The 20695-nt window shown below is 49.9% G+C and carries 19 protein-coding genes and 1 pseudogene; 12 read left to right on the top strand and 8 right to left on the bottom strand.

All coding sequences use genetic code 11. From position 1 onward, the window contains the following. From AACR41_RS05970 to AACR41_RS05955, 4 genes and pseudogenes are all read right to left on the bottom strand, one after another. Window positions 1-389 (bottom strand): annotated as a pseudogene (locus tag AACR41_RS05970) (RNA-guided endonuclease TnpB family protein); the annotation flags it as partial. A 125-nt stretch (window positions 390-514) separates the two neighbouring features. Next, window positions 515-925, bottom strand: a complete 411-nt coding sequence (locus tag AACR41_RS05965) for a serine hydrolase domain-containing protein (RefSeq protein ID WP_223209937.1) — start codon at window positions 923-925, stop codon at window positions 515-517. Between the two features lie 136 nt (window positions 926-1061). Next, window positions 1062-3374 (bottom strand): heavy metal translocating P-type ATPase, encoded by a 2313-nt coding sequence (locus AACR41_RS05960; RefSeq protein WP_030007444.1) that lies wholly within the window; start codon window positions 3372-3374, stop codon window positions 1062-1064. Window positions 3375-3443: 69 nt separating this feature from the next. Continuing rightward, a complete protein-coding gene (locus AACR41_RS05955) occupies window positions 3444-4196 on the bottom strand; it encodes a serine/threonine protein kinase (RefSeq protein WP_152551007.1) in 753 nt (250 codons plus the stop codon). An 84-nt stretch (window positions 4197-4280) separates the two neighbouring features. Between AACR41_RS05955 and AACR41_RS05950 the strand changes: the two genes are divergently transcribed. The 5 genes from AACR41_RS05950 (at window position 4281) to AACR41_RS05930 (ending at window position 9306) form a co-directional block, all read left to right on the top strand. Further along, the gene (locus tag AACR41_RS05950) at window positions 4281-4589 is read left to right on the top strand and encodes a carbon dioxide-concentrating mechanism protein CcmK (RefSeq protein WP_012308207.1); all 309 of its coding nucleotides are present in this window, start codon (window positions 4281-4283) and stop codon (window positions 4587-4589) included. 108 nt (window positions 4590-4697) lie between these two features. After that, window positions 4698-5033, top strand: coding sequence for a carbon dioxide-concentrating mechanism protein CcmK (locus AACR41_RS05945; RefSeq protein WP_012308208.1), 336 nt, complete (start codon window positions 4698-4700; stop codon window positions 5031-5033). Window positions 5034-5159: 126 nt separating this feature from the next. After that, complete coding sequence (proA, locus tag AACR41_RS05940; RefSeq protein ID WP_030007442.1) at window positions 5160-6446, top strand: glutamate-5-semialdehyde dehydrogenase; 1287 nt, start codon at window positions 5160-5162, stop codon at window positions 6444-6446. A 680-nt stretch (window positions 6447-7126) separates the two neighbouring features. Next, complete coding sequence (locus AACR41_RS05935) at window positions 7127-8143, top strand: hypothetical protein (protein WP_030007440.1); 1017 nt, start codon at window positions 7127-7129, stop codon at window positions 8141-8143. A gap of 41 nt (window positions 8144-8184) precedes the next feature. Continuing rightward, the gene (locus AACR41_RS05930; protein WP_052349684.1) at window positions 8185-9306 is read left to right on the top strand and encodes a CARDB domain-containing protein; all 1122 of its coding nucleotides are present in this window, start codon (window positions 8185-8187) and stop codon (window positions 9304-9306) included. 7 nt (window positions 9307-9313) lie between these two features. Here AACR41_RS05930 and AACR41_RS05925 read toward each other — a convergent pair whose 3' ends face one another. Next, complete coding sequence (locus AACR41_RS05925; RefSeq protein ID WP_030007438.1) at window positions 9314-10636, bottom strand: hypothetical protein; 1323 nt, start codon at window positions 10634-10636, stop codon at window positions 9314-9316. Window positions 10637-10717: 81 nt separating this feature from the next. On the opposite strand from AACR41_RS05925, the gene AACR41_RS05920 reads away from it, so the two are divergent. Continuing rightward, window positions 10718-11191, top strand: coding sequence for a TspO/MBR family protein (locus AACR41_RS05920; RefSeq protein ID WP_030007437.1), 474 nt, complete (start codon window positions 10718-10720; stop codon window positions 11189-11191). Window positions 11192-11194: 3 nt separating this feature from the next. Here the strand turns inward: AACR41_RS05920 and psb32 are convergent, their stop codons facing one another. Next, the gene (gene psb32, locus AACR41_RS05915; protein ID WP_030007436.1) at window positions 11195-11893 is read right to left on the bottom strand and encodes a photosystem II repair protein Psb32; all 699 of its coding nucleotides are present in this window, start codon (window positions 11891-11893) and stop codon (window positions 11195-11197) included. A gap of 327 nt (window positions 11894-12220) precedes the next feature. After that, window positions 12221-12679: a photosystem I reaction center subunit XI gene (locus AACR41_RS05910; protein WP_030007435.1), complete on the bottom strand. Its 459-nt coding sequence runs from the start codon at window positions 12677-12679 to the stop codon at window positions 12221-12223. Between the two features lie 247 nt (window positions 12680-12926). On the opposite strand from AACR41_RS05910, the gene AACR41_RS05905 reads away from it, so the two are divergent. The 5 genes from AACR41_RS05905 (at window position 12927) to AACR41_RS05885 (ending at window position 16526) form a co-directional block, all read left to right on the top strand. Further along, the gene (locus AACR41_RS05905) at window positions 12927-13043 is read left to right on the top strand and encodes a photosystem I reaction center subunit VIII (protein WP_012308216.1); all 117 of its coding nucleotides are present in this window, start codon (window positions 12927-12929) and stop codon (window positions 13041-13043) included. A 216-nt stretch (window positions 13044-13259) separates the two neighbouring features. Next, a complete protein-coding gene (sixA, locus tag AACR41_RS05900; protein ID WP_030007434.1) occupies window positions 13260-13757 on the top strand; it encodes a phosphohistidine phosphatase SixA in 498 nt (165 codons plus the stop codon). A gap of 82 nt (window positions 13758-13839) precedes the next feature. Then, the gene (locus AACR41_RS05895) at window positions 13840-14982 is read left to right on the top strand and encodes a citrate synthase (protein WP_030007433.1); all 1143 of its coding nucleotides are present in this window, start codon (window positions 13840-13842) and stop codon (window positions 14980-14982) included. Between the two features lie 16 nt (window positions 14983-14998). Further along, window positions 14999-15598 carry a hypothetical protein gene (locus AACR41_RS05890; protein WP_030007432.1) on the top strand — a complete coding sequence of 200 codons (600 nt, stop codon included), beginning with the start codon at window positions 14999-15001 and terminating at the stop codon, window positions 15596-15598. A 7-nt stretch (window positions 15599-15605) separates the two neighbouring features. Continuing rightward, the gene (locus AACR41_RS05885; RefSeq protein WP_012308220.1) at window positions 15606-16526 is read left to right on the top strand and encodes an NAD(+) kinase; all 921 of its coding nucleotides are present in this window, start codon (window positions 15606-15608) and stop codon (window positions 16524-16526) included. A 180-nt stretch (window positions 16527-16706) separates the two neighbouring features. Here AACR41_RS05885 and AACR41_RS05880 read toward each other — a convergent pair whose 3' ends face one another. Continuing rightward, window positions 16707-17468 (bottom strand): pentapeptide repeat-containing protein, encoded by a 762-nt coding sequence (locus AACR41_RS05880; protein ID WP_030007431.1) that lies wholly within the window; start codon window positions 17466-17468, stop codon window positions 16707-16709. 195 nt (window positions 17469-17663) lie between these two features. Here AACR41_RS05880 and sbcC point away from each other — a divergent pair, with 195 nt between their 5' ends. Beyond that, the gene (sbcC, locus tag AACR41_RS05875; protein WP_030007430.1) at window positions 17664-20687 is read left to right on the top strand and encodes an exonuclease subunit SbcC; all 3024 of its coding nucleotides are present in this window, start codon (window positions 17664-17666) and stop codon (window positions 20685-20687) included. Window positions 20688-20695 lie beyond the last annotated feature (8 nt).

The raw sequence follows: 20695 nt of genomic DNA, 5'->3' as shown, positions 1-20695 counted from the left end.
TTACGATTGTCCTCTAACTTCCAGCCTGAGGTTTTATATTCCACAGAGCGACAGTTCTTTTGGAATTGGGGATAACCCTTTTTGCCTAAAACTTTCTTCTTGCAGGCTTCGACGTGAGCGCTCAGCCGAACGGCTTCGTAGAAACGACTAATGGCTGACCAAGCCCGTTCAGCGGCAGATTGTCTAGCCTGAGAGTTTAAGTCATTGGCAAAAGGAAACTCCTTAGCCAATACTGCGCATTGTTTATTGAGGTCGTACTTCGTGACATTGGGGTTATCCATCCAATAGCGGATAGACTTATTCCGGATGAACTGAGTTGTCCGAATAGCCTCGTCAATGGCGCTGTATTGAGCAGGTTTACCCTTAACTTTAAACTCAAGAATCAGCATTAGTTCGATCATTCCAATGTTTATGCTGGATATTTTAAAATAAAATAAAAGGTGTAGCTTGCTTCTTTCCTTTGGTCAGACTTCGGCGAGCTCAGTCGAGTCGTCACTCGGCTTATATCCCCGCTCTAAAAGAGGCAGGGTTTTACGCCGACTTTCCGATAATTTGGCAAGCCAGATGTCATATTCAAAAGCTGCATGGTTGTAATACCAGACCAGTGGGAATATTCAGGTAAATATTGGGTAAAGTCAGCATTTAGATCAAGGGCTTGGTTACGGTCGTTTTGAAGTAGTAAAGCCGCCGTAAAAGATTTCGTGATGCTGCCGATGTGAAAGAGACTCTCGGCTGTAATGGGCGCACTGTTGGGGTCATGACTTTCCCGACCGATAACGTAGGTTTGGGTTGGGGCTTCGTTAACTTTAACGGATAATTGAATTCCAGAGAAATTTTCTCGTGTTTGGTATTGGGTGTAGTGTTCTGCTAAATATTGATTGATTTTTTGATCGGGTAGCGCTTTAGCAATGGTTGGGAAAGTCATGGAAGTGGTAATTCCAAAGAAGGCTAAAGCCAGCATTTTAAGCATGATAAATATTTAATTCTATTTGATACCGCATTCATTATGGAATGAATATTCAGAGGCGAGTCCAGTGGTTTAAAAATATTGATGTGAAACTTTATTGGGGATTTTGATTTGTTTTTTGGAACGATTTTTTCAAGGTGAGGGAATTCGTCACAACTAATACAGAACTCATGGCCATTAAGCCTGCGGCCACAGCGGGACTGAGGGTGAAGTTAAATTGCGGCAAGAGAATCCCTGCGGCGAGGGGAATTGCGATGAGGTTATAGCCAAAGGCCCAGATTAAATTTTGGCGGATCACTTTGACGGTCGCTTGGCTCAGATGGAGGGTTTGGGCAAAATCCATCAGGCGATCGCCCATGAGGATAATGTCGGCGGTGGCGAGGGCAACGTCAGTACTCCCCTGGAGAGAAATGCCAATATCGGCGGTGGCGAGGGCTGGCGCGTCGTTAATGCCATCACCGATCATCGCGACTACTTTTTGTTGAGCCTGGAGGGTGCGGAGTGCGGCGGCTTTTTCGATGGGGGAAAGGGCACCTTGATAATGATCAAGCTGGAGAGTTTGAGCAAGATTTTTGACGGCGGGTGCTTGATCGCCACTGAGGAGGATTACCTCTAAATTTCTGGCGCGTAGATTTTCGATTAGAGCGGCGGCATCGGGACGAATTGGATCGGCGATCGCCACTAAACCAGCTACCTGGTGATCGATGGCAATAAAAATGGTGGTTTTGCCCGCGGCTGACCAGGTTTCGAGATGGTGATGGCAGGCTTCCGGGATTATAATTTGGGCGGTCTCAAGCCAGGTTTGGTTGCCAATATGTACCGACTGGCCCTTCACTTGACCGACAATGCCTTTACCCAAAGCGGTTTCAACCTGATCGGGGGCAAAGAGTTCTCGGTTTTGCTGTTGGGCGATCGCTACAAAGGCTTGGCCATAGGGATGGGTGCTGCGCTGTTCCAGGCTCGCGGCCCATTGCAGCAGGGAATCTTGCGACCAAGGGGCAAAGCTAACCCACTCGACAATCTGCGGTTTGCCCTGGGTGAGGGTGCCTGTTTTATCGAAAACAACGGTGGTCAGTTGATTGAGGCGTTCGAGGATATCTCCCCCTTTGATCAAAATGCCCTGCTCAGCCCCAAGACTTGTCCCCACTAGGAGAGCTGTGGGCGTCGCTAACCCCAAGGCACAGGGACAGGCCACCACCAAAACGGCGATCGCCAATTTCAGGCTTAAGATTTCTGGGTTCGTCGCCCCTGGGTCTAACCAGAGTTGGCTGCCGATCAGCTCCCAAAATAAAAAGACTAACACTGCCAAAGCCATCACCCCATAGGCAAAATATCCCGCAATGGTATCCGCCATTTTTTGCACGGGTGCTTTGCGGGTCTGGGCCGCTTCTACGGTGCGGATAATCTGGGCAAGCATCGTATTTTGGGCCGTTTGGGTGGCTTGCACAATGATCACCCCCAGTTGATTGAGGGTGCCTGCCTTCACCGATGCGCCGACCGTTTTTTCCTGGGGCAGCGCTTCCCCCGTCAACATCGATTCATCCACAGTGGTTTCACCACGAATAATCGCTCCATCCACGGGAATTTTTTCGCCGGGTAAAATGCGCACCCATTCGCCAATCTGTACCTGGGCCACGGGAATTGTAATTTCTTCGGTTTCGCCCTTTTGTTCTCGACCCATCAGGCGCGCCCCCTGGGGTTGCAGAGCGAGGAGGGATTCGAGGGCGGCGATCGCCTTGAGTCTGGCATTACCTTCGAGGGTGCGGCCAAGGAAGATAAAACCCAGTAACATCACGGGTTCATCAAAGAAACATTCCCAACCCAACTGGGGCATCAGCCAAGCCACACAGCTTGTCAGGTAGGCGCTCAATGTTCCGAGACCCACCAGAGTATTCATATTGGCATGGCCTTTAATCAGCCCCGTCCAACCGTCCCGCAAAATCGGTAACCCCGGAATAAATAAGGCCAAGGTGGCGATCGCCCAATGGACACCCATCAAATGAAGCAGGGGAATTTTCAGGCCCGTCAGGTGATGCAAATGGCCTAAGCTCGACGCGAGGAGCAAGACAATCGCCGCCCCCAAACGCCAATATTGTTCCCGCTGGGATTGGGCGCGTTTTTCTTGGTATTGGTTAAAGGTTTCGACTTCTGTGGTTCGGGGTTCGCTAGGAAAGCCTGCTTGGGATAAACGGTTGGCGATCGCCTCTGGTTGAATTTTTTCTGGCTCATAGGTAACCACCGCCACCTCCGTAATCAAATTTACCACCGCCGAGAGCACCCCAGACTGCTGCGTTAACTGGCGTTCTACGGCCTTGACACAACCCGCACAACGCATCCCCCGGACATCAAAAGTCGTCGTGGTTTGTGGCGCAAGGCGCGATTCGGGAGAAAGAGAACGGGAAGTCATACCAAAGGCCCCAACTGCAACAGGCTGTCCCCTGAGTATGCCAAAAATTTTTCGTCCCAGGGCTGATTATTACCGTTGTTTGCAGCCTAGGGCCGCCATAATCGCTTGAAACTGTTCAAAATGGGGTTTTTGTTTGTAAAGTCTCAGGTGCGGCATTAATCTTTGTCGCTGATTCGCCGGAAAATCCGGGGCAAAATACTCCGCCAACGCACTCCCCCACAGCAGTCCCTGGAGCGCACTGGTTAGGTTTTGGGGGCGGCGGTTCAGGCTAGCACCACTAAAATCCAAGAGCACGGGCTGGCATTGAGCATTAACAATCACATCCTGGGTCAAACGCCCCATGTCCCCGCGATCTAACCCCACCTGATCGAGGGCAAAGGCTTGGGAGAGGATATTTTCCATCACCGTCCGCCTCAAGGTTTGATGTACTTGACCTTGGTGGGCCTGCAACCAAGCCAGGAGCGATCGCCCTGCCACAAATTCCATTAAGAGAAAATCCGCTGATCCTTTGAGCAAACGGGGGCCAATGCCGATCTGATTGGCCTTTGCTAAACAATCAATTTCCGATAATAAGCTGTCGTGGTTACTATCCAAACGGCGAATTTTCAGCGCACGGGGCTGCCCCCGCCAAAGCACCATGACCACAACCCCCACGTAACCCAACCCCAGAATCGGTAAAGTACCGAGGTTTTTTGGCCCCACTGCAACCATCGTCTCAATGCCCCACTGTTTCAAATGCGATCGCCGCCGCTCGATCTCCGGTGTTGTCGCCTGGGGATAACCCAAAATCTCCGGGGGCAGTGGCAGTAAAGAACCAGTCAAGACCATTCCAAAAAATTTCCTATAGCAGAAGGGAACCAATGTGGGAGAATATAGCCCTATCCCTTGCCCCCAGGAGTCGAGATTATGCAAGAAGCCGTGGGAGTCATCGAAACCCTAGGTTTTCCCGCCGTCCTTGCCGCCGCTGATGCCATGGTCAAAGCGGGCCGTGTCACCATTGTGTTTTTTGACAAAGCCGAAAGAGGTAATTTTATCGTTGTCATTCGGGGTCGTACCTCAGAAGTGCGCCCTGCCATGGAAGCCGGTCTACGGGCCGCCGAGGAAACTGTCGGTGGTCAAGTGATGAGCCATTACACCGTGCCCAATCCCCCCGATAATGTTGTCGGGATTTTACCCCTGGAATATACCCAGGCCTCCCTCAAATTTCGCTCCTAGTGCAGCGAAGATCTTGGTGTTTTGCCCAGTTTAGAGAATAATATGTGCTTGGGTGAAGAACCAAATATGAATAAGTTTTACTAATCACAAAGATAAAGGAGACCCCCTATGCCCGCTCAAGCTGCGGTTGGATCACTTGAAACAAAAGGCTTTCCCGGAGTACTTGCCGCTGCCGATGCGATGGTTAAAGCCGGTCGTGTAACCCTGGTGGGTTACATTCGGGTTGGTAGTGCACGCTTCAATATCAACATTCGTGGCGACGTTTCGGAAGTCAAAACGGCAATGGCGGCGGGTATTGAAGCCGTTGAGAAAGCCCATGGTGGCGTTTTAGAATCCTGGGTGATTATTCCCCGTCCCCATCCCAACGTCTGTGCGGTACTGCCCATCGACTACAGCGAAGATGTAGAACCCTACCGGGCCGCCGTAGAAGGAACCCGCGTTTAAATTAACCTTCTCAAAACCGCAGATTCATCACAGAAAAGCCTATTTTGATGGGCTTTTTTCGTTGTTGGGTCGGGCTACGGGTGATGTTAAATAGAACCATAGGACTGGATAAATTTGGAGGGAATCATGGCAACTCAGCTAATTGATTTGGCGCAACAAACGCGGGCGGCGGCTCAAAAACTAGGCACCTTAAGCCTGGCCCAGCGCAATGATGCTTTGGCAAAAGTGGCCCAGGCCCTCGCTGCTAATCAGGCGAAGATCGTCGCGGCAAACCAGGCAGATTGTGAAGCGGCCCAGCGAAAGGGGATTGCGCCAGCCCTCTATGCCCGTCTGAAGTTGGGAGAGAGCAAATTACAAGGGGCGATCGCCGGTATCCATGACGTGATTAATCTCCCCGATCCCGTCGGCCATCTCCAGCTACACCGAGAATTAGATCAAGATTTAGTGCTGAAGCGGGTCACTTGTCCCCTGGGGGTTTTAGGGATTATTTTTGAAGCCCGCCCGGAAGCCCTAATTCAGATCACCAGCCTCGCAATTAAATCGGGTAATGGTGTGATTCTCAAAGGGGGCAAAGAAGCGATCCAATCCTGCACTGTGTTGACAGAAATCATCCAAACCGCCCTCCAGGACACGGCTGTTTCCCCCCAGGCTGTCACCCTCCTGACCACCCGCGAAGAAATTAAAACCCTCCTGTCCCTCGATCAATATGTGGATTTGATCATCCCGCGCGGTTCCAATGCCTTTGTGCAATATGTGCAGCAAAATACGAATATCCCCGTGCTGGGCCATGCCGACGGCATTTGTCACCTATATGTTGATGTGGCGGCAGATTTAAGCAAAACTATTCCGATTGTCGTCGATGCGAAAACCCAGTATCCGGCGGCTTGTAATGCGGTGGAAACACTGTTAATTCACGAAAAAATTGCCCCGGAATTTTTACCCCAGATCGCCGCAGCTTTAACGGCGAAACAGGTCACTTTGCGCGGCGATGCGGCAACCCAAAAAATTATTCCTGTCCAACCTGCGACGGCAGAAGATTGGCGCACAGAATACAGTGATTTAGTGCTAGCAATTAAAATTGTGCCCGATGTCGAAGCGGCGATCGCCCACATCAATACCTATGGCTCCAAGCATACCGACGGGATTATCACAGAAGATGCGGCCACGGCCCAGATTTTCCTCAATGAAGTGAAAGCAGCGGGCGTTTACCATAATTGCTCGACCCGGTTTGCCGATGGTTTCCGTTACGGCTTCGGTGCAGAAGTAGGCATCAGTACCCAAACCCTGCCGCCCCGTGGCCCCGTGGGTTTAGAAGGACTTGTGACCTACAAATATCATCTCGTCGGCAATGGTCAAATCGCCGCGACTTATAGTGGCCCCGATGCCAAGTCTTTTACCCACCGAGATCTCTAGCGATTATGGCGATTATGGCGATCGCCGGATAGATGAAATTCCAATTTGCCCCTAGCTTTGGGGCATTTTTTTGTGATCAGTGGGATTAATTGACTTTATAAGCAACTTCTTGATTTTTTGTGAAGCATCAGTGGTCATTGTCAATTTAATAGTGATTTAAGAATATAAAATATTTCTTTAGATATAGATCATAGATCGTTTTGTAAAAACAACTTCATCAAAACTGATTGCAATTATTTTTACTCTAAATTTATTTGAATTTGTTTTGTTTTTTGTTGCGGCACTGATCGTATCTTTGAATCCTTTAAATTCATGCTTTAAAATCCATATTAAATATGTAAAATACTTTCGTCGAAAATAAAGAATCGTTTGCTTAAAGCTTTTATAAAGGATTTTTGTCGAGAATTCCAAGTAAATTCTAAAGACGAAATTCGTTGTTGGGATTTGTCAAAGTTGAAGCAGATAAACACAATTCTTTTATTGCTTAATTTTCAAAAAAAAACGAATTGCAAAAGAAAATTTTAATGTATTAAATCCAAGTAAGCAATGACTTTTTAATTGATTTCAAAATCTGATTCTACGCTATTAAATTTATTGGAGGTCTGTTTAAATACATGAAAAATTATTTAAGGCTGACTTTTCTCAAACTAATAACCTTAGGATTGTGCTGTATTTCTCCTATGCAGTCTAGTCTTGCCCACAGTCCGACTAATTTGCAAAATGACCCGGCCTCTACCAAAACATCTGGGCTTGAATTTCTCGTCGGCGAGTCAGATCTAATCATTTTCGGCGAAGTTATTGACATTCAATATCGCAACTCTCAACCCACACGGGAACAACCCCAAGGATTACCCCATACTTTTGTAACTTACAAAATTCGTGAAACCTTACGGGGCAGAACGCCAGGGGAAACGATTACCTTGCGAGTGCCCGGTGGCGCCGATGGCAGTGGTGGCATCTACATGGAGACTACTGCACCGATATTTGCTCGCAACCAGGCAGATATTTTATTTCTAACCGGAGACGCCGTAACGGAATGTCCCTTGGTAAATTGTGTTGACGGTCGCTTTAGGGTTGTAGACAATCGTGTGTTTAATGGTTGGGGAATTCCCGTGGTTGAAGCGACAGAAAGACTAAGGATTGGGGGGAAACCCCGCTTTGATCTCAATGTGATCGAATTACCAAGGCCTTCTTTTGAGCTGTTATTAAAACAACCAGAAACCCAAAGAATTATTCAGCAAGAAAGCCAGAGAACGGGTCAAAGCATTGCCGAGCTACAACGACGCTACGAAACAGAAGCACCTGCGGCTTATCGGGTGGGTTATGGTTTTCAGGCGGCAGTGGCAGCTGGTGATAATTTCGATTCTCCTGAAGCAGCTCCCATAGAAACCTTTGGGCCGCCCCTCAGTTTGTCTGCTTTTTTTGAAGCTGTGCGCCAGTGGAACAACCGGGTACAACCGCCTCAGTCTTCAATCCCATCGGCGGATCCGAACAAACCATTCAATGTGGCGGATCCAAGGTTAGAAGAAGTCAGAGCTGTCACAGTTCCGGATCAGATTACCGAAGAAGAAAAAAATGATGTGCAGGCTCGGGAAGGAGAAGGACAAATTCGTGATCTTTCGCCTAATTTGAGAGACCTTTCACCGCAACCCATTTCACCTGAGCTAAGACCCGACTTAAGACGGATAAACCCCTAATTCAGCCAGAATCACAACCAATTATTACAGGGACTTTTGCTATGAAGTTCAACTTGTTTAATCCCTATTTACTTGCGGCCTCAGTCATTATCTCTGCTTGTTTTATCCTGCCAAAACCCGCCCAGGCAGCTTCTTGGCTGGAGTGTAATGGTGATAGCGGTAAGAAATTACGGTGGAGTGGCAATTCGACAACAGCCCGTATCAATACCATTAGTTTTCCGCCCGGTAGTTTACTGCAATCGGTGGAGCGGGGCATTAATGCGACAAATACCAATCCATCTCCCTTTGTGATCAACACAACAACGGAAACAGGAGGAGTTGGCAGTGGCAATGGCCAAAATGAGATTTACGCGAGTAGTATTTCTCCGCCTGGGGTCGCCCAGATGCGGTACCACTGCTACTGGTTATTTGGTTGGCACTATGGTTTAGATGAAGTGGATATTGTCCTTGATTCATCGGGCCGCTCTTGGACGACTTCCCAGAATAAGAGCTCTAATACGGTCTACACAGGGTCTCGTTTGCCGATTGATGCAGTAATTAACCATGAAGCGGGGCATTACCTCGGCTTGATGCATGTCAACTGGGAATATAACGTGATGGGAGACTCTTGGCGGCATCACCATACCAATGGTGCCACGGCACGTACTTATTTTGGGGAAGATGCTTCCCATGGTTCCCGTGTTCTTTACGGCAGTCAAAATTCTACGTTTAATGATGTTTCTGCATCCCACTGGCGCAGAACGGGTGCAAGTGGTGAGTATTCAAGTCATGGGCGGGTAAGGATTCGTAATGCGGCGAATACAGCTACCTTAAGTGGGATTACGATTGCGGGGGAGCCGGGCTATCGCGTCAATCGTGGCAGTACAGTTCGTCCTGAATTTACGATTGAGAATAATGGTAAGCAGACCCATAATAATGTTTCCTATGGGATCTACATTTCAACCAATGACTATATTAGTTATGGTGATACCCGCATTGGCGGTGGGTCGTTTGGGTCGATCCATCCGGCGGACGTTTATACGACGACAATTCCAGTCACGATTCCGAGTAATCTGAATCCTGGTCAAAATTACTGGCTTGGGATCATCGTGGATGAGAATAACACCATCTCTGAGGTCAGTGGTTCTAATAATCGGGCTTACATTCCAATTCGCGTAGACTAAACAAGCTTTATTGACCTTCTTCTAGGCGTCGTTCCCAATCTTTGGCGAGGTCATCACGCCCTTGCAGTTGTTGATCGAGAAGATCTTGATCAGTGCCATAGGTGATGGTTTCGCCGGTGAGAATTTTCTGGGTTGCAAATCGCTGGGCATAGGCTAGTTTTTGTTGCAGTTCAGGTTCGCCAGTGTTGAGTAGGGCCGCCCGTTCTTGCCGCTGGGCGTTGCGATTTTCGATGGTTTGGTTGCGGCGCTGGAGCCAAAAGTAGCGACCGAGGGGAACCGCCAAAAAGGCGATCGCATAGGCGAACAAGAGGGGATAAAGGGCCTGGGCAAGACCCACCAAGCCGCCAAGTTCGGCCACCAGGGCTGAATCTTGCAATAAAACCCCTAGCATCAGGGCCAAGACTAAATTGACGCCCCCAAGGGCGATCGCCAAAAATTTCTGACCTGTAGGGGCAAGGGTAAATGTCCAGCGCTGTTCTTCTAAATAGTTGGGGACAGATTTCTGACGGCGTTCCTGGGCTTTGACCTGGAGTTCTGGGAAATAATAAACTAAGTCTCCCGTGGGGGACACTTCCGGGTAGCCATTGAACCGGGCCAAGACCGGTAACATATAACTTTCTTCCGTCTGTTCCGTGGATGATAGCTTATCGAAATAGGGGGAAAGTTGTTCGGCGATCACGGCTCCATCGTTGTTTTGGATGACTTGACCGATGGTTTGCCAGCGACGTTCCTCCAGGTTTGGATTGGGATCACCATCGCCGAATAGAAACGAAAAAACGGCTTCGAGGAAATTCATTCCCCCCTTCTCGATGTTGCTCGTCGTGTTTTTTAAAGATGTTGCAGAACCATAGCGTCGGGGGCCGTAGTAGTTGGGGCTAAAGACACGAAACGGATTAGGCCCCCACCAAACGAGCCAGGGTAGATTAAAAGAAGAACTACGACGGCGGGAGGAATTGTTATTGTCCTGACTACTAGCGGCTGTCACTAGAGCCAGAATGGCGATCGTCATCAAAAGAATCGAAAGAATCAAGGCGATACCGAAGGAGATCCGAATCAGGAAAAAGACAACTCGCCAGGTTTTATCGAGCCATTCCTGGAGCCGAATTTTAAAATACTTATTGCGGAGGATTGTCCGAAAGTTTTTGGGAAACTCAAAGACAACATCCCCCGTTTCTGCCACCTGGAGGTGCCCACCGGCATCGGCTGCGAGATTATAAAGACCGTTTTGGGCCACATTGAGTTCTAGGCCAGCCTGGGTCGCCACTTCCCCGACAGTCGCTCGATATTGGAGGGTTTCGACGGCGCGCATTAGTTGGGGCGAGAAGGTCATGGCTCTTTGGATCGTTAGAAATAATCTGGGGGGCTTCTGTTACCAGTATAGAATTGGGTTGAAATTCTGGGGGACAGAGAAATGCTGGGAACGGGATTATTGATCACCTTGGTGGCGATCGCCCTTGGGGTGTTGCTCAACCGAGCGATTCGCGCCGATCAACGCTGGTTTTTCCAATTGCGCCGCCCGGCCTGGCTCACCTTTGAAGGCATTATCCCGGTGGTGTGGACGAGTATTTTTATCTGTGGGATTATTTCCGCTAACTATGTTTGGCATGCAGATCCCCAGGGGTTTCGCACTTGGCTGTTGATGGCGGGCTATGGTCTGTTGGAGTTGGTGATCTTGGCCTATACCCCTGTGATGTGCAAAACCCGCAGCCTAACGGTGGGAACCATCATTGGAGCTGCGGGCTTCGTAGTGGGTTTATTGTTGGCGATCGCCGTTTTTCCCGTCTCAAAAATCAGTTTTTGGCTTCTGTTGCCTTTTTTGCTGTGGAGTCCAGTCGGCACCTACATCACCTGGGAAATGATTTGGCTTAATCCTGGCAAAAGTTAATCCCTAGCGCACGTACCACCAGTAAGTAGCCATGGGAATGATTGTCGCTAAGAGAAGCAACACCACAACCCAAATGGTTGAACTGGTTGTTTTTGTGTCTTCAGCCTTGGTGAAAGTGCTTTCGATGTTAATTTCGGCAATGTCTGGGGGGCCAGGATCTGCTTCCCCATTCAAAATGGTGCCAATGCGGGCCTCAGCATCCAGGAAGGCTTGGTTATAGGAACTGCTGCGCAGAGGGTAACCGATCGTTTCTCCGGTAATACTGTCGGCTGTCTCCGGTGGAATCAACTCCTGGATATTATTTCCCAGGGCGATCGCCACATTATTCGTCAGCACATCCATCGCCACCACGATTTCATCGGCCCCCGCTTCCGGTGTCGGAAACCACTTGGCAAAGACCTTGTCGGTAAATTCTTCCATGGTCTGACCATAATCAAGGCGACGAATCGCGACAAAATGCAGACCCTTGCCCGTTGTTTCCGCTAACTCGCTGAGCTCTCGATTTAAACGCCCTTCGTTGGCACGACTAATTGCTTCTGCTTGATCCACAATCCAGATCGGTTGATCCCCCGTGGCGTAGGGCACATCATAAACACCAGTGGCCTGGGCTGCCGAAACAAAACTCCCAAAGGTAAACAATACCGTTGCGAGCCACACCCCCAGTTTTTGCCACCATTGCAAGCTTTTGGGTTGAGATATCATTTTAAAAATTATTCCAAAAATTGTGCGTATCTTTTAGGCTCTAGGATAAACCAAGGGCGATCGCCACCGAAACTAACTGGCCTTTGAGCCGCGTCAATGCACCCAGCCGTGTTTTTCCTTAAGCCCCTTAAATTTTAAGCATTGAATTCTGTCAGACACAAAAAAACCCAGTGAATTTTCACCGGGCTTTACAAACAACAAACTCAATTGACCAGATCTACTAATTTGTAATTTTTAAAGTCATATATTGTGGCGGCCGTCGAATAACCAAATAGAACATTAGATTATCCTACAGAACACCTTGTATAAAAACTTATCAACCAATCCCTAGATGGTGTACATCATCGGTAAGGCAATACAGAGACCATAGGCAACCAGGGCACCACCACAGCCGCCAATCAAGAAGCCAGCCGCAAACTCGCTCCAGCCTTCTTTGGTTCCTAGATTTTCAGGAGGATTGGGCGTGGTTAGGGTTGCGGTGGGTGTGCTGACGCCGACACTTCCGTAGAGGGAAAGGGCAAGGGTCAACAGGGAAATCAAGCCAACGGTTCCTAATAGGCCAGCAACTCCAGCAAAGTCTGCATTCCGCAGCGGGCCGAGGAGAGCAAAGGGGCCATAGAGGAAATAACCATGGGCCATGCCAATTTCTAGACCACGGCGCTGTGCCGAAAGTCCTTGACGATAACCCGGTAGATTATTAATGAAAGCTTTACTAAATGCAGAAGCATTAATCGGAGTCGCGAGGTTTCCTACTTGAGGATCTCCACCATGTTGAATAATGTCCATTTAATGTTTAAGCTCCTCTCAAAACAAACTTACAATTTAAGTTCAGATAAACACTTGTTACGGATTATAAGAGATATTGCTAGATTTACTGGCTTTCTTAGTATTTGGCAACATTTAGGGCAAGTCCTGGGAATTTCGGCCATTTATGTTAAGAATCGTAATGTCTGTTCCCTCCCAAGACCTCTGGCAGTAATATCCAAGGTATTGTGAAAACCAGTTTGTTAATAGCATTTAGGAAAGATTTAATATGAACGGCGCCTACGCAGCTTCTTTTCTGCCTGTAATCCTTGTCCCCTTGGCGGGTGTTGTTTTCCCGGCTTTGGCGATGGGACTTCTGTTTAACTACATCGAATCTGACGCTTAAGTAAAAAATTCTGGGCGATCGCCTCAGGAATTTACCTCACATCTAAGATTGTTCTCATTTCCCCATGCACCGTAACCAGAGGTTGTGTGGGGAATTGTTTTTGGGGTGTGGCACCCTGGGATCAGGGCAAGCTTGGCCCATTGCTGGCCATTGTCGTTAAGAATAGAAAATGGCTGCTGCGTGTTCCAGCACCATCATCTCCCAGGAGGAAAAGTAATGGAATTATATTTTTTTCGCCATGGCATCGCCGCTGACCGGGCTGATTATGCAGAGGATGGCGATCGCCCTTTGACGACCAAAGGCGAAACCCGAACAAAACTTGTGGCCCAACGATTACAGGAGCTTGGTCTCCACTTTGAGGGGATTTTAACCAGTCCTTTGTTACGGGCCAGACAAACCGCAGAAATTTTGGCCGCCGCAGAACTAGGCCCCCACCCCCAAGTTTTTCAAGGCCTAGCACCACGGGGTTCCCTGGGAGCGTTTTTAGCCTGGCTAGAACGTTGGGAAGCGGCTCCGGATGCAAAATTAGTACTTGTGGGCCATCAACCAGACTTGGGCGAATGGGCTGAGGCGATCGCCTTTGGTCAGACAGGCCACCACCTCAACCTCAAAAAAGCAGGCATCATTGGCCTTCGTTCCGGTGCCGCCCGGATCCAAGCCCACACCGATAATGAGCTATTTTTGTTGACCTCGCCAAAATGGCTACTGCCATAATCCCCGTGATAGGCTAGGTTAGCCACGGGCATCAAGAAATTAGCCTCAATATTATTTTTAGGATCTAATCAAGGTACACAGTATGACGACTGGTTGCGAATTTAAACCCGGCTTAGAAGGAATTCCTGCAGCCCAATCCAGCATTAGCTTCGTCGATGGAAAAAATGGCATCCTCGAATACCGGGGGATCCCGATTCAAGAATTGGCCGAAAAAAGTTCTTTCCTCGAAGTTGCCTACCTCCTGATCTGGGGTGAACTGCCGACCTACCAGGAACTTGAAGATTTTAAAAACGATATTCTCTATCATCGTCGGATTAAATACCGCATCCGGGACATGATGAAATGTTTTCCGGAAACCGGTCACCCGATGGATTCTCTGCAAACGTCGGCAGCGGCCCTGGGGCTATTTTATTCCCGGCGTGCCTTGGATGATCCAGAGTACATTCGCCACGCCGTTGTCCGATTACTAGCTAAAATTCCCACCATGGTTGCGGCGGCCAATTCGATGCGCAAGGGAAATGATCCGGTTCAGCCCAACGATAGCCTTGACTATGCGGCGAATTTTCTCTACATGATGACCGAGCGTCGCCCCTACGATCTCCAGGCGAAGATTTTTGATATTTGCTTGATGCTCCACGCCGAACACACGATCAATGCTTCCACTTTTTCGGCGATGGTGACGGCTTCTACCTTGACGGATCCCTACGCGGTGATTGCGTCTGCCGTTGGCACCTTGGCCGGGCCGTTGCATGGAGGGGCGAACGAAGAAGTGCTTTTGATGCTCGAAGAAATTGGCTCCGTCGAAAATGTTCGTGGGTATGTCGAGACCTGTGTCGCGAATAAACAAAAGATCATGGGCTTCGGCCACCGGGTTTATAAGGTTAAAGATCCCCGGGCGGTGATCCTCCAGAGGTTAGCGGAGGAACTGTTTGAACTCGAAGGGGAAGACCCGTACTACAAGATTGCCCTGGAATTAGAAAAAATCGTTGAGGAAAAATACGGCCACAAGGGAATTTTCGCCAACGTTGATTTCTATTCGGGCTTGGTTTACCGCAAGTTAGGGATTCCGAGCGATCTATTTACGCCCCTGTTTGCGATCGCCAGGGTTGCGGGTTGGCTCGCCCACTGGAAAGAACAACTGGGTGTCAACCGGATTTTTCGACCGACCCAGGTCTACACCGGTGTGCATAATCAAATCTATATTCCAGTAGAAAAACGCAGCTAAAGGGACAGTGTTCACGATGAAATTATGCCGATGGCGCAGCTTAGGACTGGGGGTATTGCTGCTCTTTCTGTGGGGCTGCGGGGCAAATCCCCCTGGCCTAGAAACCGAAATCCTGACCCCCAGCAATCAATGGCAAACCCTCACTACGGAACAGGTGCAATTGGACGTTCCACCGGGCTATGTGGGCGGCAATCCAGGTTTAGATCTTCCCGCTCTGGCAGCCACCTTAGAAGCCTGGAACAAAGGCGATCGCCTTGAGTGGCTTAATCAAAATGCTGAAACCCTAGAATTGCTCGCTTTTCAAGCAGAGGGCGATCGCCTGAACAGCATCACCATCGTCCAAGAAGAACGCCCGGAAGCCCTGACCTTAGAGGATTATCTCCAACAACAGGTGGCGACACTCCAGGCCGCTGGCATTACGGTGAGCCTTACCCAAACGGCGGATCAAGGGCGCTTAGAATTGAACCGAGGCGACCTCACCCAAGTGAGTTATGTCTATCCAGAAACGACCACCTTTTGGGTAATTACCTATAGTAGTGATAGACCCACCGCTGCCTTTACGGCTGGGGTCGAGCAAAGCCAACCAAGTTTTCAGGTGCGCCCCGAGTCATCTTAGAAATGCCGTGAACCTTGATCAAGTAATCATTGCCTATAAAGCGGGTGACCCCTTTGCTAAAAAATGGGCCGAACGCTGTGCCCACGAATTAGAAGCCCAGGGGAGTCGGATTTTGCTCGGCCCCAGCGGCTTTAAGGATAATCCTTACCCTGTGTTTTTGGCCTCGGTCAGTGAACCGATTGATCTCGCCATTGTCTTGGGGGGAGATGGCACCGTTTTAGCAGCAGCCCGTCACCTCTCTAAGGAAAATATTCCGATTTTGGCGGTGAATGTCGGCGGCCACCTGGGCTTTTTGACCGAACCTTTTGAGCAACTTGAAAATAGTCAGGCCCTGTGGGAGCGACTCCGCAACGACACCTACGCGGTGGAAACCCGGATGATGTTAGAGGCCAAAATCTGTGAAGGCGATCGCCAAGATCCAGAAATTGTCAGCGAAACCTTCTATGCCCTCAATGAAATGTGTGTCAAACCCGCTGCCGTTGACCGGATGCCCACAGCCGTCTTTGAAATGGAAGTCGATTGCACCATTGTGGATCAGTACCACGGGGACGGGTTGTTGGTGGCAACTTCCACTGGGTCAACCTGTTACACTGCTTCTGCGAATGGGCCGATTATGCACCCTGGCCTAGAGGCGATCGTGGTAACGCCCATCTGTCCTTTGAGTCTGTCGAGTCGCCCGATTGTCTTGCCCGCCCGTTCCAATGTCGATATCTGGCCCCTCGGAGACTACGACCTGAACAACAAGCTCTGGATGGATGGGGCCTTGGCGACTTCAGTTTGGCCGGGCCAGTGGGTCAATGTCCAAAAAGCCCATTGCTACTGCAAATTCATTATCCTGCGGGAAACCTATTCGTTTTACCAAACCATTCGCGATAAGCTCCAGTGGGCCGGATCGCGGATCCGCTACCAGAATAATCACCGCAATTGAGCTTAGAGTCCATTTATGAAGCCCCCCAGCCCCGAATTTGGGGAGATTTAGGCTTCGGCGTGAGACTTCGGCGTGAGCTCAGTCGAACGGGACAAATTAAGAAATTCATTTACTTTATAAATAACCTCTTAGGCCGAGGCAAAAGAGATGGCGAAAAAGTTTGGGAACAGCCTAGAAGTTTTAAAAGAAGAAACGCAACAGCACGGAGCTAATGGCACTGAGGATATTACCAGCAGTATTTCCAGAATCTTGTTTCGGGTTGAGGGCGAGGTCAATTTCATCGAGTAATCTCTGGCTGGCATCTACACCCACGGTCGATCCTTGGCTGGTAAACAGGGTTTGGGCAAAGGTGGCATCCTGTTGGGCCTGGGCAAAATCGCGCAGTTGGTAGCGGGCGATCGCCCGGGATAGATAAATGGCCCCATTGTCGGGTTCTTGGTTGGCGGCGGCATCATAGTAGGCGATCGCCATGCGGTAATTTTTATTTTCCCCTTCCACAAAGCCCCATTGATAAAGTTGCTCCGCCGAAACAGGAGCATCCAACAAACCCACCGCTCGCGCAATGTAGAACGTCCGCAGGGAAGTATTGGTAAAATTCGCCCCGGCTAAATAGGCTTCCCGGAGATCCGCGCCGTCTAAATTGGCCCCTTCCAGGTCAGCTCCGGCTAAATTGGCCCCCACCAGGGAAGCTCCCGTCAAATTGGCCCCCCGCAGATCCGCAAGGCTCAGATCTGCCCGACTCAGGTTCGCTTGACGCAAGTCCGCCCCCCGCAGGTCAGCCCCATCTAAACGAGCATTGGCAAGGCCGCTCCGGGTCAGTTGACAATTCTGACATTGACGACTTGATAGCAGTTGGCTGACGTGGGTCAGGTTTTCGGCCCGTACCTGGGGGGCGATCGCCAAAGGCAAAACACAACAGGCGGTAAAGAGTAGCTTTTTCATCGGGAATTGGGGAGGGAGGACTGGAACTGTAGACCATCAATCAGGGCAAAACGTTTCCGGCTACCACCGATTTTTCTGCGTCCATGGTAGCAGTCAGGTTCTCGCGAGATGACAGATCCATAAAATTCTTTGGGGTTGGGGGACGAAACAACGGGGATATGATGGGGATTAGTGTTTGTCGTCTACAGTCTGCCCATGACGCCCCTAAAACTTACCCTGAAAAATTTCCTCAGTTACCGTGATGCTGTTCTAGATTTCACGGGCTTTCACACGGCCTGTATTTGTGGGCCAAATGGAGCCGGGAAATCATCCCTGTTAGAAGCGGTGACTTGGGTGATCTGGGGTAAAAGTCGCACCAGCAGTGCCGATGACGTGATCCACATGGGCGAAATGGATGTGCGGGTTGATTTTGAGCTACTTTGTCACCAACAGGTTTATCGAATCATTCGGATGCGATCGCGGGGGCGAGGGGCGACTTTACAATTCCAAGTGCGATCGCCAACGGGGGACTTTACCACCATCACGGGTAAGGGGATTCGGGAAACCCAAGAGCTCATCGACCAAGAGATCAAACTAGACTACGACACGTTTATCAATTCCGCCTATTTACGTCAGGGCCACGCCGATGAATTTATGGTGGCCAAGCCCGCAGACCGCAAAAAGATTTTGAGTGATCTCCTCAAGCTTGACCGTTACGAAAGCCTCGCCCAACTCGCTAAGGACAAAGCGAGATCTTTTAAACTCAAGGCCGATCTTCTCGAAGAAAGCCTCGCGCCTCAAACTGAACAACTCCGGGCAAAACCGCAGCTAGAAGCAGAACTTGCCGCCATCGAACAGACCATTAGCGAAGGCAAGCAACGGGAAAACCAACTCCAGGATCAGCTCCAAAAAATTCAGGCGATCGCCCAACAACGGCAATTCCTGAAAAACCAAGTCGATACGTCCCAGCAACAGTACCAGCGCCGCCACCAAGACCTGACGCGCCTCAGCACCCAGGCTCAACAGATTCAGCAGGATTTAGCGCAAAATACAGCGATTCTGCACCAGACCGACACCATCGAAGCCGAATACCAACGTTGGCAAACCCTCCAGCAGCAGGAAGAACAGCTCAACCAAATATCCCAGCAATACCAAGACCTCCAGCAGGAACAACAAACCATTCAGCAAACGATCCAGGCCGAAGAAAACGAGGGACAACGGCAGATTCAGCAACTAGAAGTACAAATCCAGACCCTCACCCAACAGCAAGCCGCAGTCCAAGAAACCTTGGCGATCGCCCCCGACTTGACCACTGCCCTAGACCAACTAAAGCGCACCCGCAACCAGATCAATCGCCTCGAAGCTGCTCACCACCAAGCCCAACCCCTCCTCCAGCAACGGCAGCAGCTAGAAAACCAAATTAGTCAGGCCGCCGAAAAACTGAAGTTACAATTGGCCGCATCCCGACAGCAACAGCAAAACCTCGCGGAAAAAATTGCCCAAATTCCCCAACAGCGGGCGGAATTGCAACGCCTCGATCAAACCATGGCCGATCTAGACCGCCAGAAAAAACATCTAGATCAGATTCAGCAACAACACCTTGATGTTTCAACCCAACAAGTCCGTTTCCAGGACGCTAAACGCAACTGTCAAACGCAACTCCAGGAGCTCCAACAAAAACTTGCCCTGCTGCAACAACCGGGGGCGACTTGTCCCCTCTGCGAACAAAACCTCGACCATGACCACCACCAAAATGTGATGGCCAAAACCCAGGCCCAGTACAGTGCCACTGAAGCAGAAATTCTCACCTTCCAAAATGAGCTTAAACGTTGCGATCAACTGCTGCGCGACTACAACCAAGAACTGACGGCCCTCGACCAAGTCCGGAGTAGCTATGAAAGCTATGACCAACAGATGATCCGTCTGGAGCAGGCCATTGAAACCAACCAAGCCCTCGAAAAGGAATTGAAACAGGTAGAACAGGAATTACTCAACCTAGAACGTGCCCTCCGCCTGGAGGCCTACGCCGAGGATCTGCGGGCAGAATTGGCAGAAGTGCAGCACCAATTAGAGACCCTGGAATACGATGAATCCCAATTGGCGATCGCCAGGGAAACTGAAAAAGAATACCGTTGGGCAGAACTCAAAGAGGTGGAATTAAACCAAGCGCGCCAACGCCTGGACACCCTCCAACGGGAAATCCCCCAACAAGAAGCAGAACTTGAAACCCAGCGCCATCAACTCGACAAAAATAGACAAACATCTCCCTGGCAAGTCCGCCTCACGCAGCTCCAGGAACAGTTAAACGGCCTCAACTACGACCGCAACGCCCACCAACAACTCCGCCAAGCACTCCAGCAGGGGCAAATTTGGCAACAGCGTTACCTCGAACTGGGCCAAGCCCAACGGCAACAAACCAGCCTCGAAGCGCAACTACAGGATTTAAACCAACGTCAAACGGTTGCCCAAACGGAGCTGGCGCAACTCGAACAACAAATTATGCAATTGCAGGAAAATTTAGACAATCTTCACGCTGATCAAGGGGAGATTAACCACCTAGAGAATCAATTGCAAACCTGTCGCCAAGCCCTAGAAACAGCAATTACCCAACGCGGCCAACGGCAACAATCCTTAGAAAATCTCCAGGCGATCGCCACCGCCCAGAAAAACAGCAAAACAGAACTCAAGGAACTGCGACGTCAATATCGTATTCACCACGAACTCGGTCAAGCCTTCGGAAAAAACGGGATTCAGGCCTTGATGATCGAAAATGCCCTACCCCAACTAGAGGCCGAAACCAACCAAATCCTCGGTCGCCTCACAGAGCACCAATTCCATGTGCAGTTCCTCACCCAAAAAGCTAAGAAAGGCAGCAAAAAAACTGCCGCCCAGATGATCGACACCCTCGATATTGTCATTGCCGACGCCCGGGGCACCCGCGCCTACGAAACCTATTCCGGGGGGGAAGCATTCCGGATCAACTTTTCAATCCGCCTCGCCCTTGCAAAACTCTTAGCCTACCGTTCGGGCACCACCTTGCAAATGCTGGTCATCGATGAAGGCTTTGGCACCCAGGACACCGAAGGCTGTAACCGCTTAATCGGGGCAATCAATGCGATCGCCGCTGACTTTGCTTGTATCCTCGCTGTGACCCACATTCCCCAGTTCAAGGAAGCCTTTCAAAGCCGCATCGAAGTCTACAAAGATCAGCAGGGCTCCCAACTCCAGGTCAACAACTAACCCCCATA

This window comes from Picosynechococcus sp. NKBG042902, assembly GCF_963864045.1.
GTDB lineage: Bacteria > Cyanobacteriota > Cyanobacteriia > Cyanobacteriales > MRBY01 > MRBY01.
This window is presented reverse-complemented; position numbering and strand designations above follow the sequence as displayed.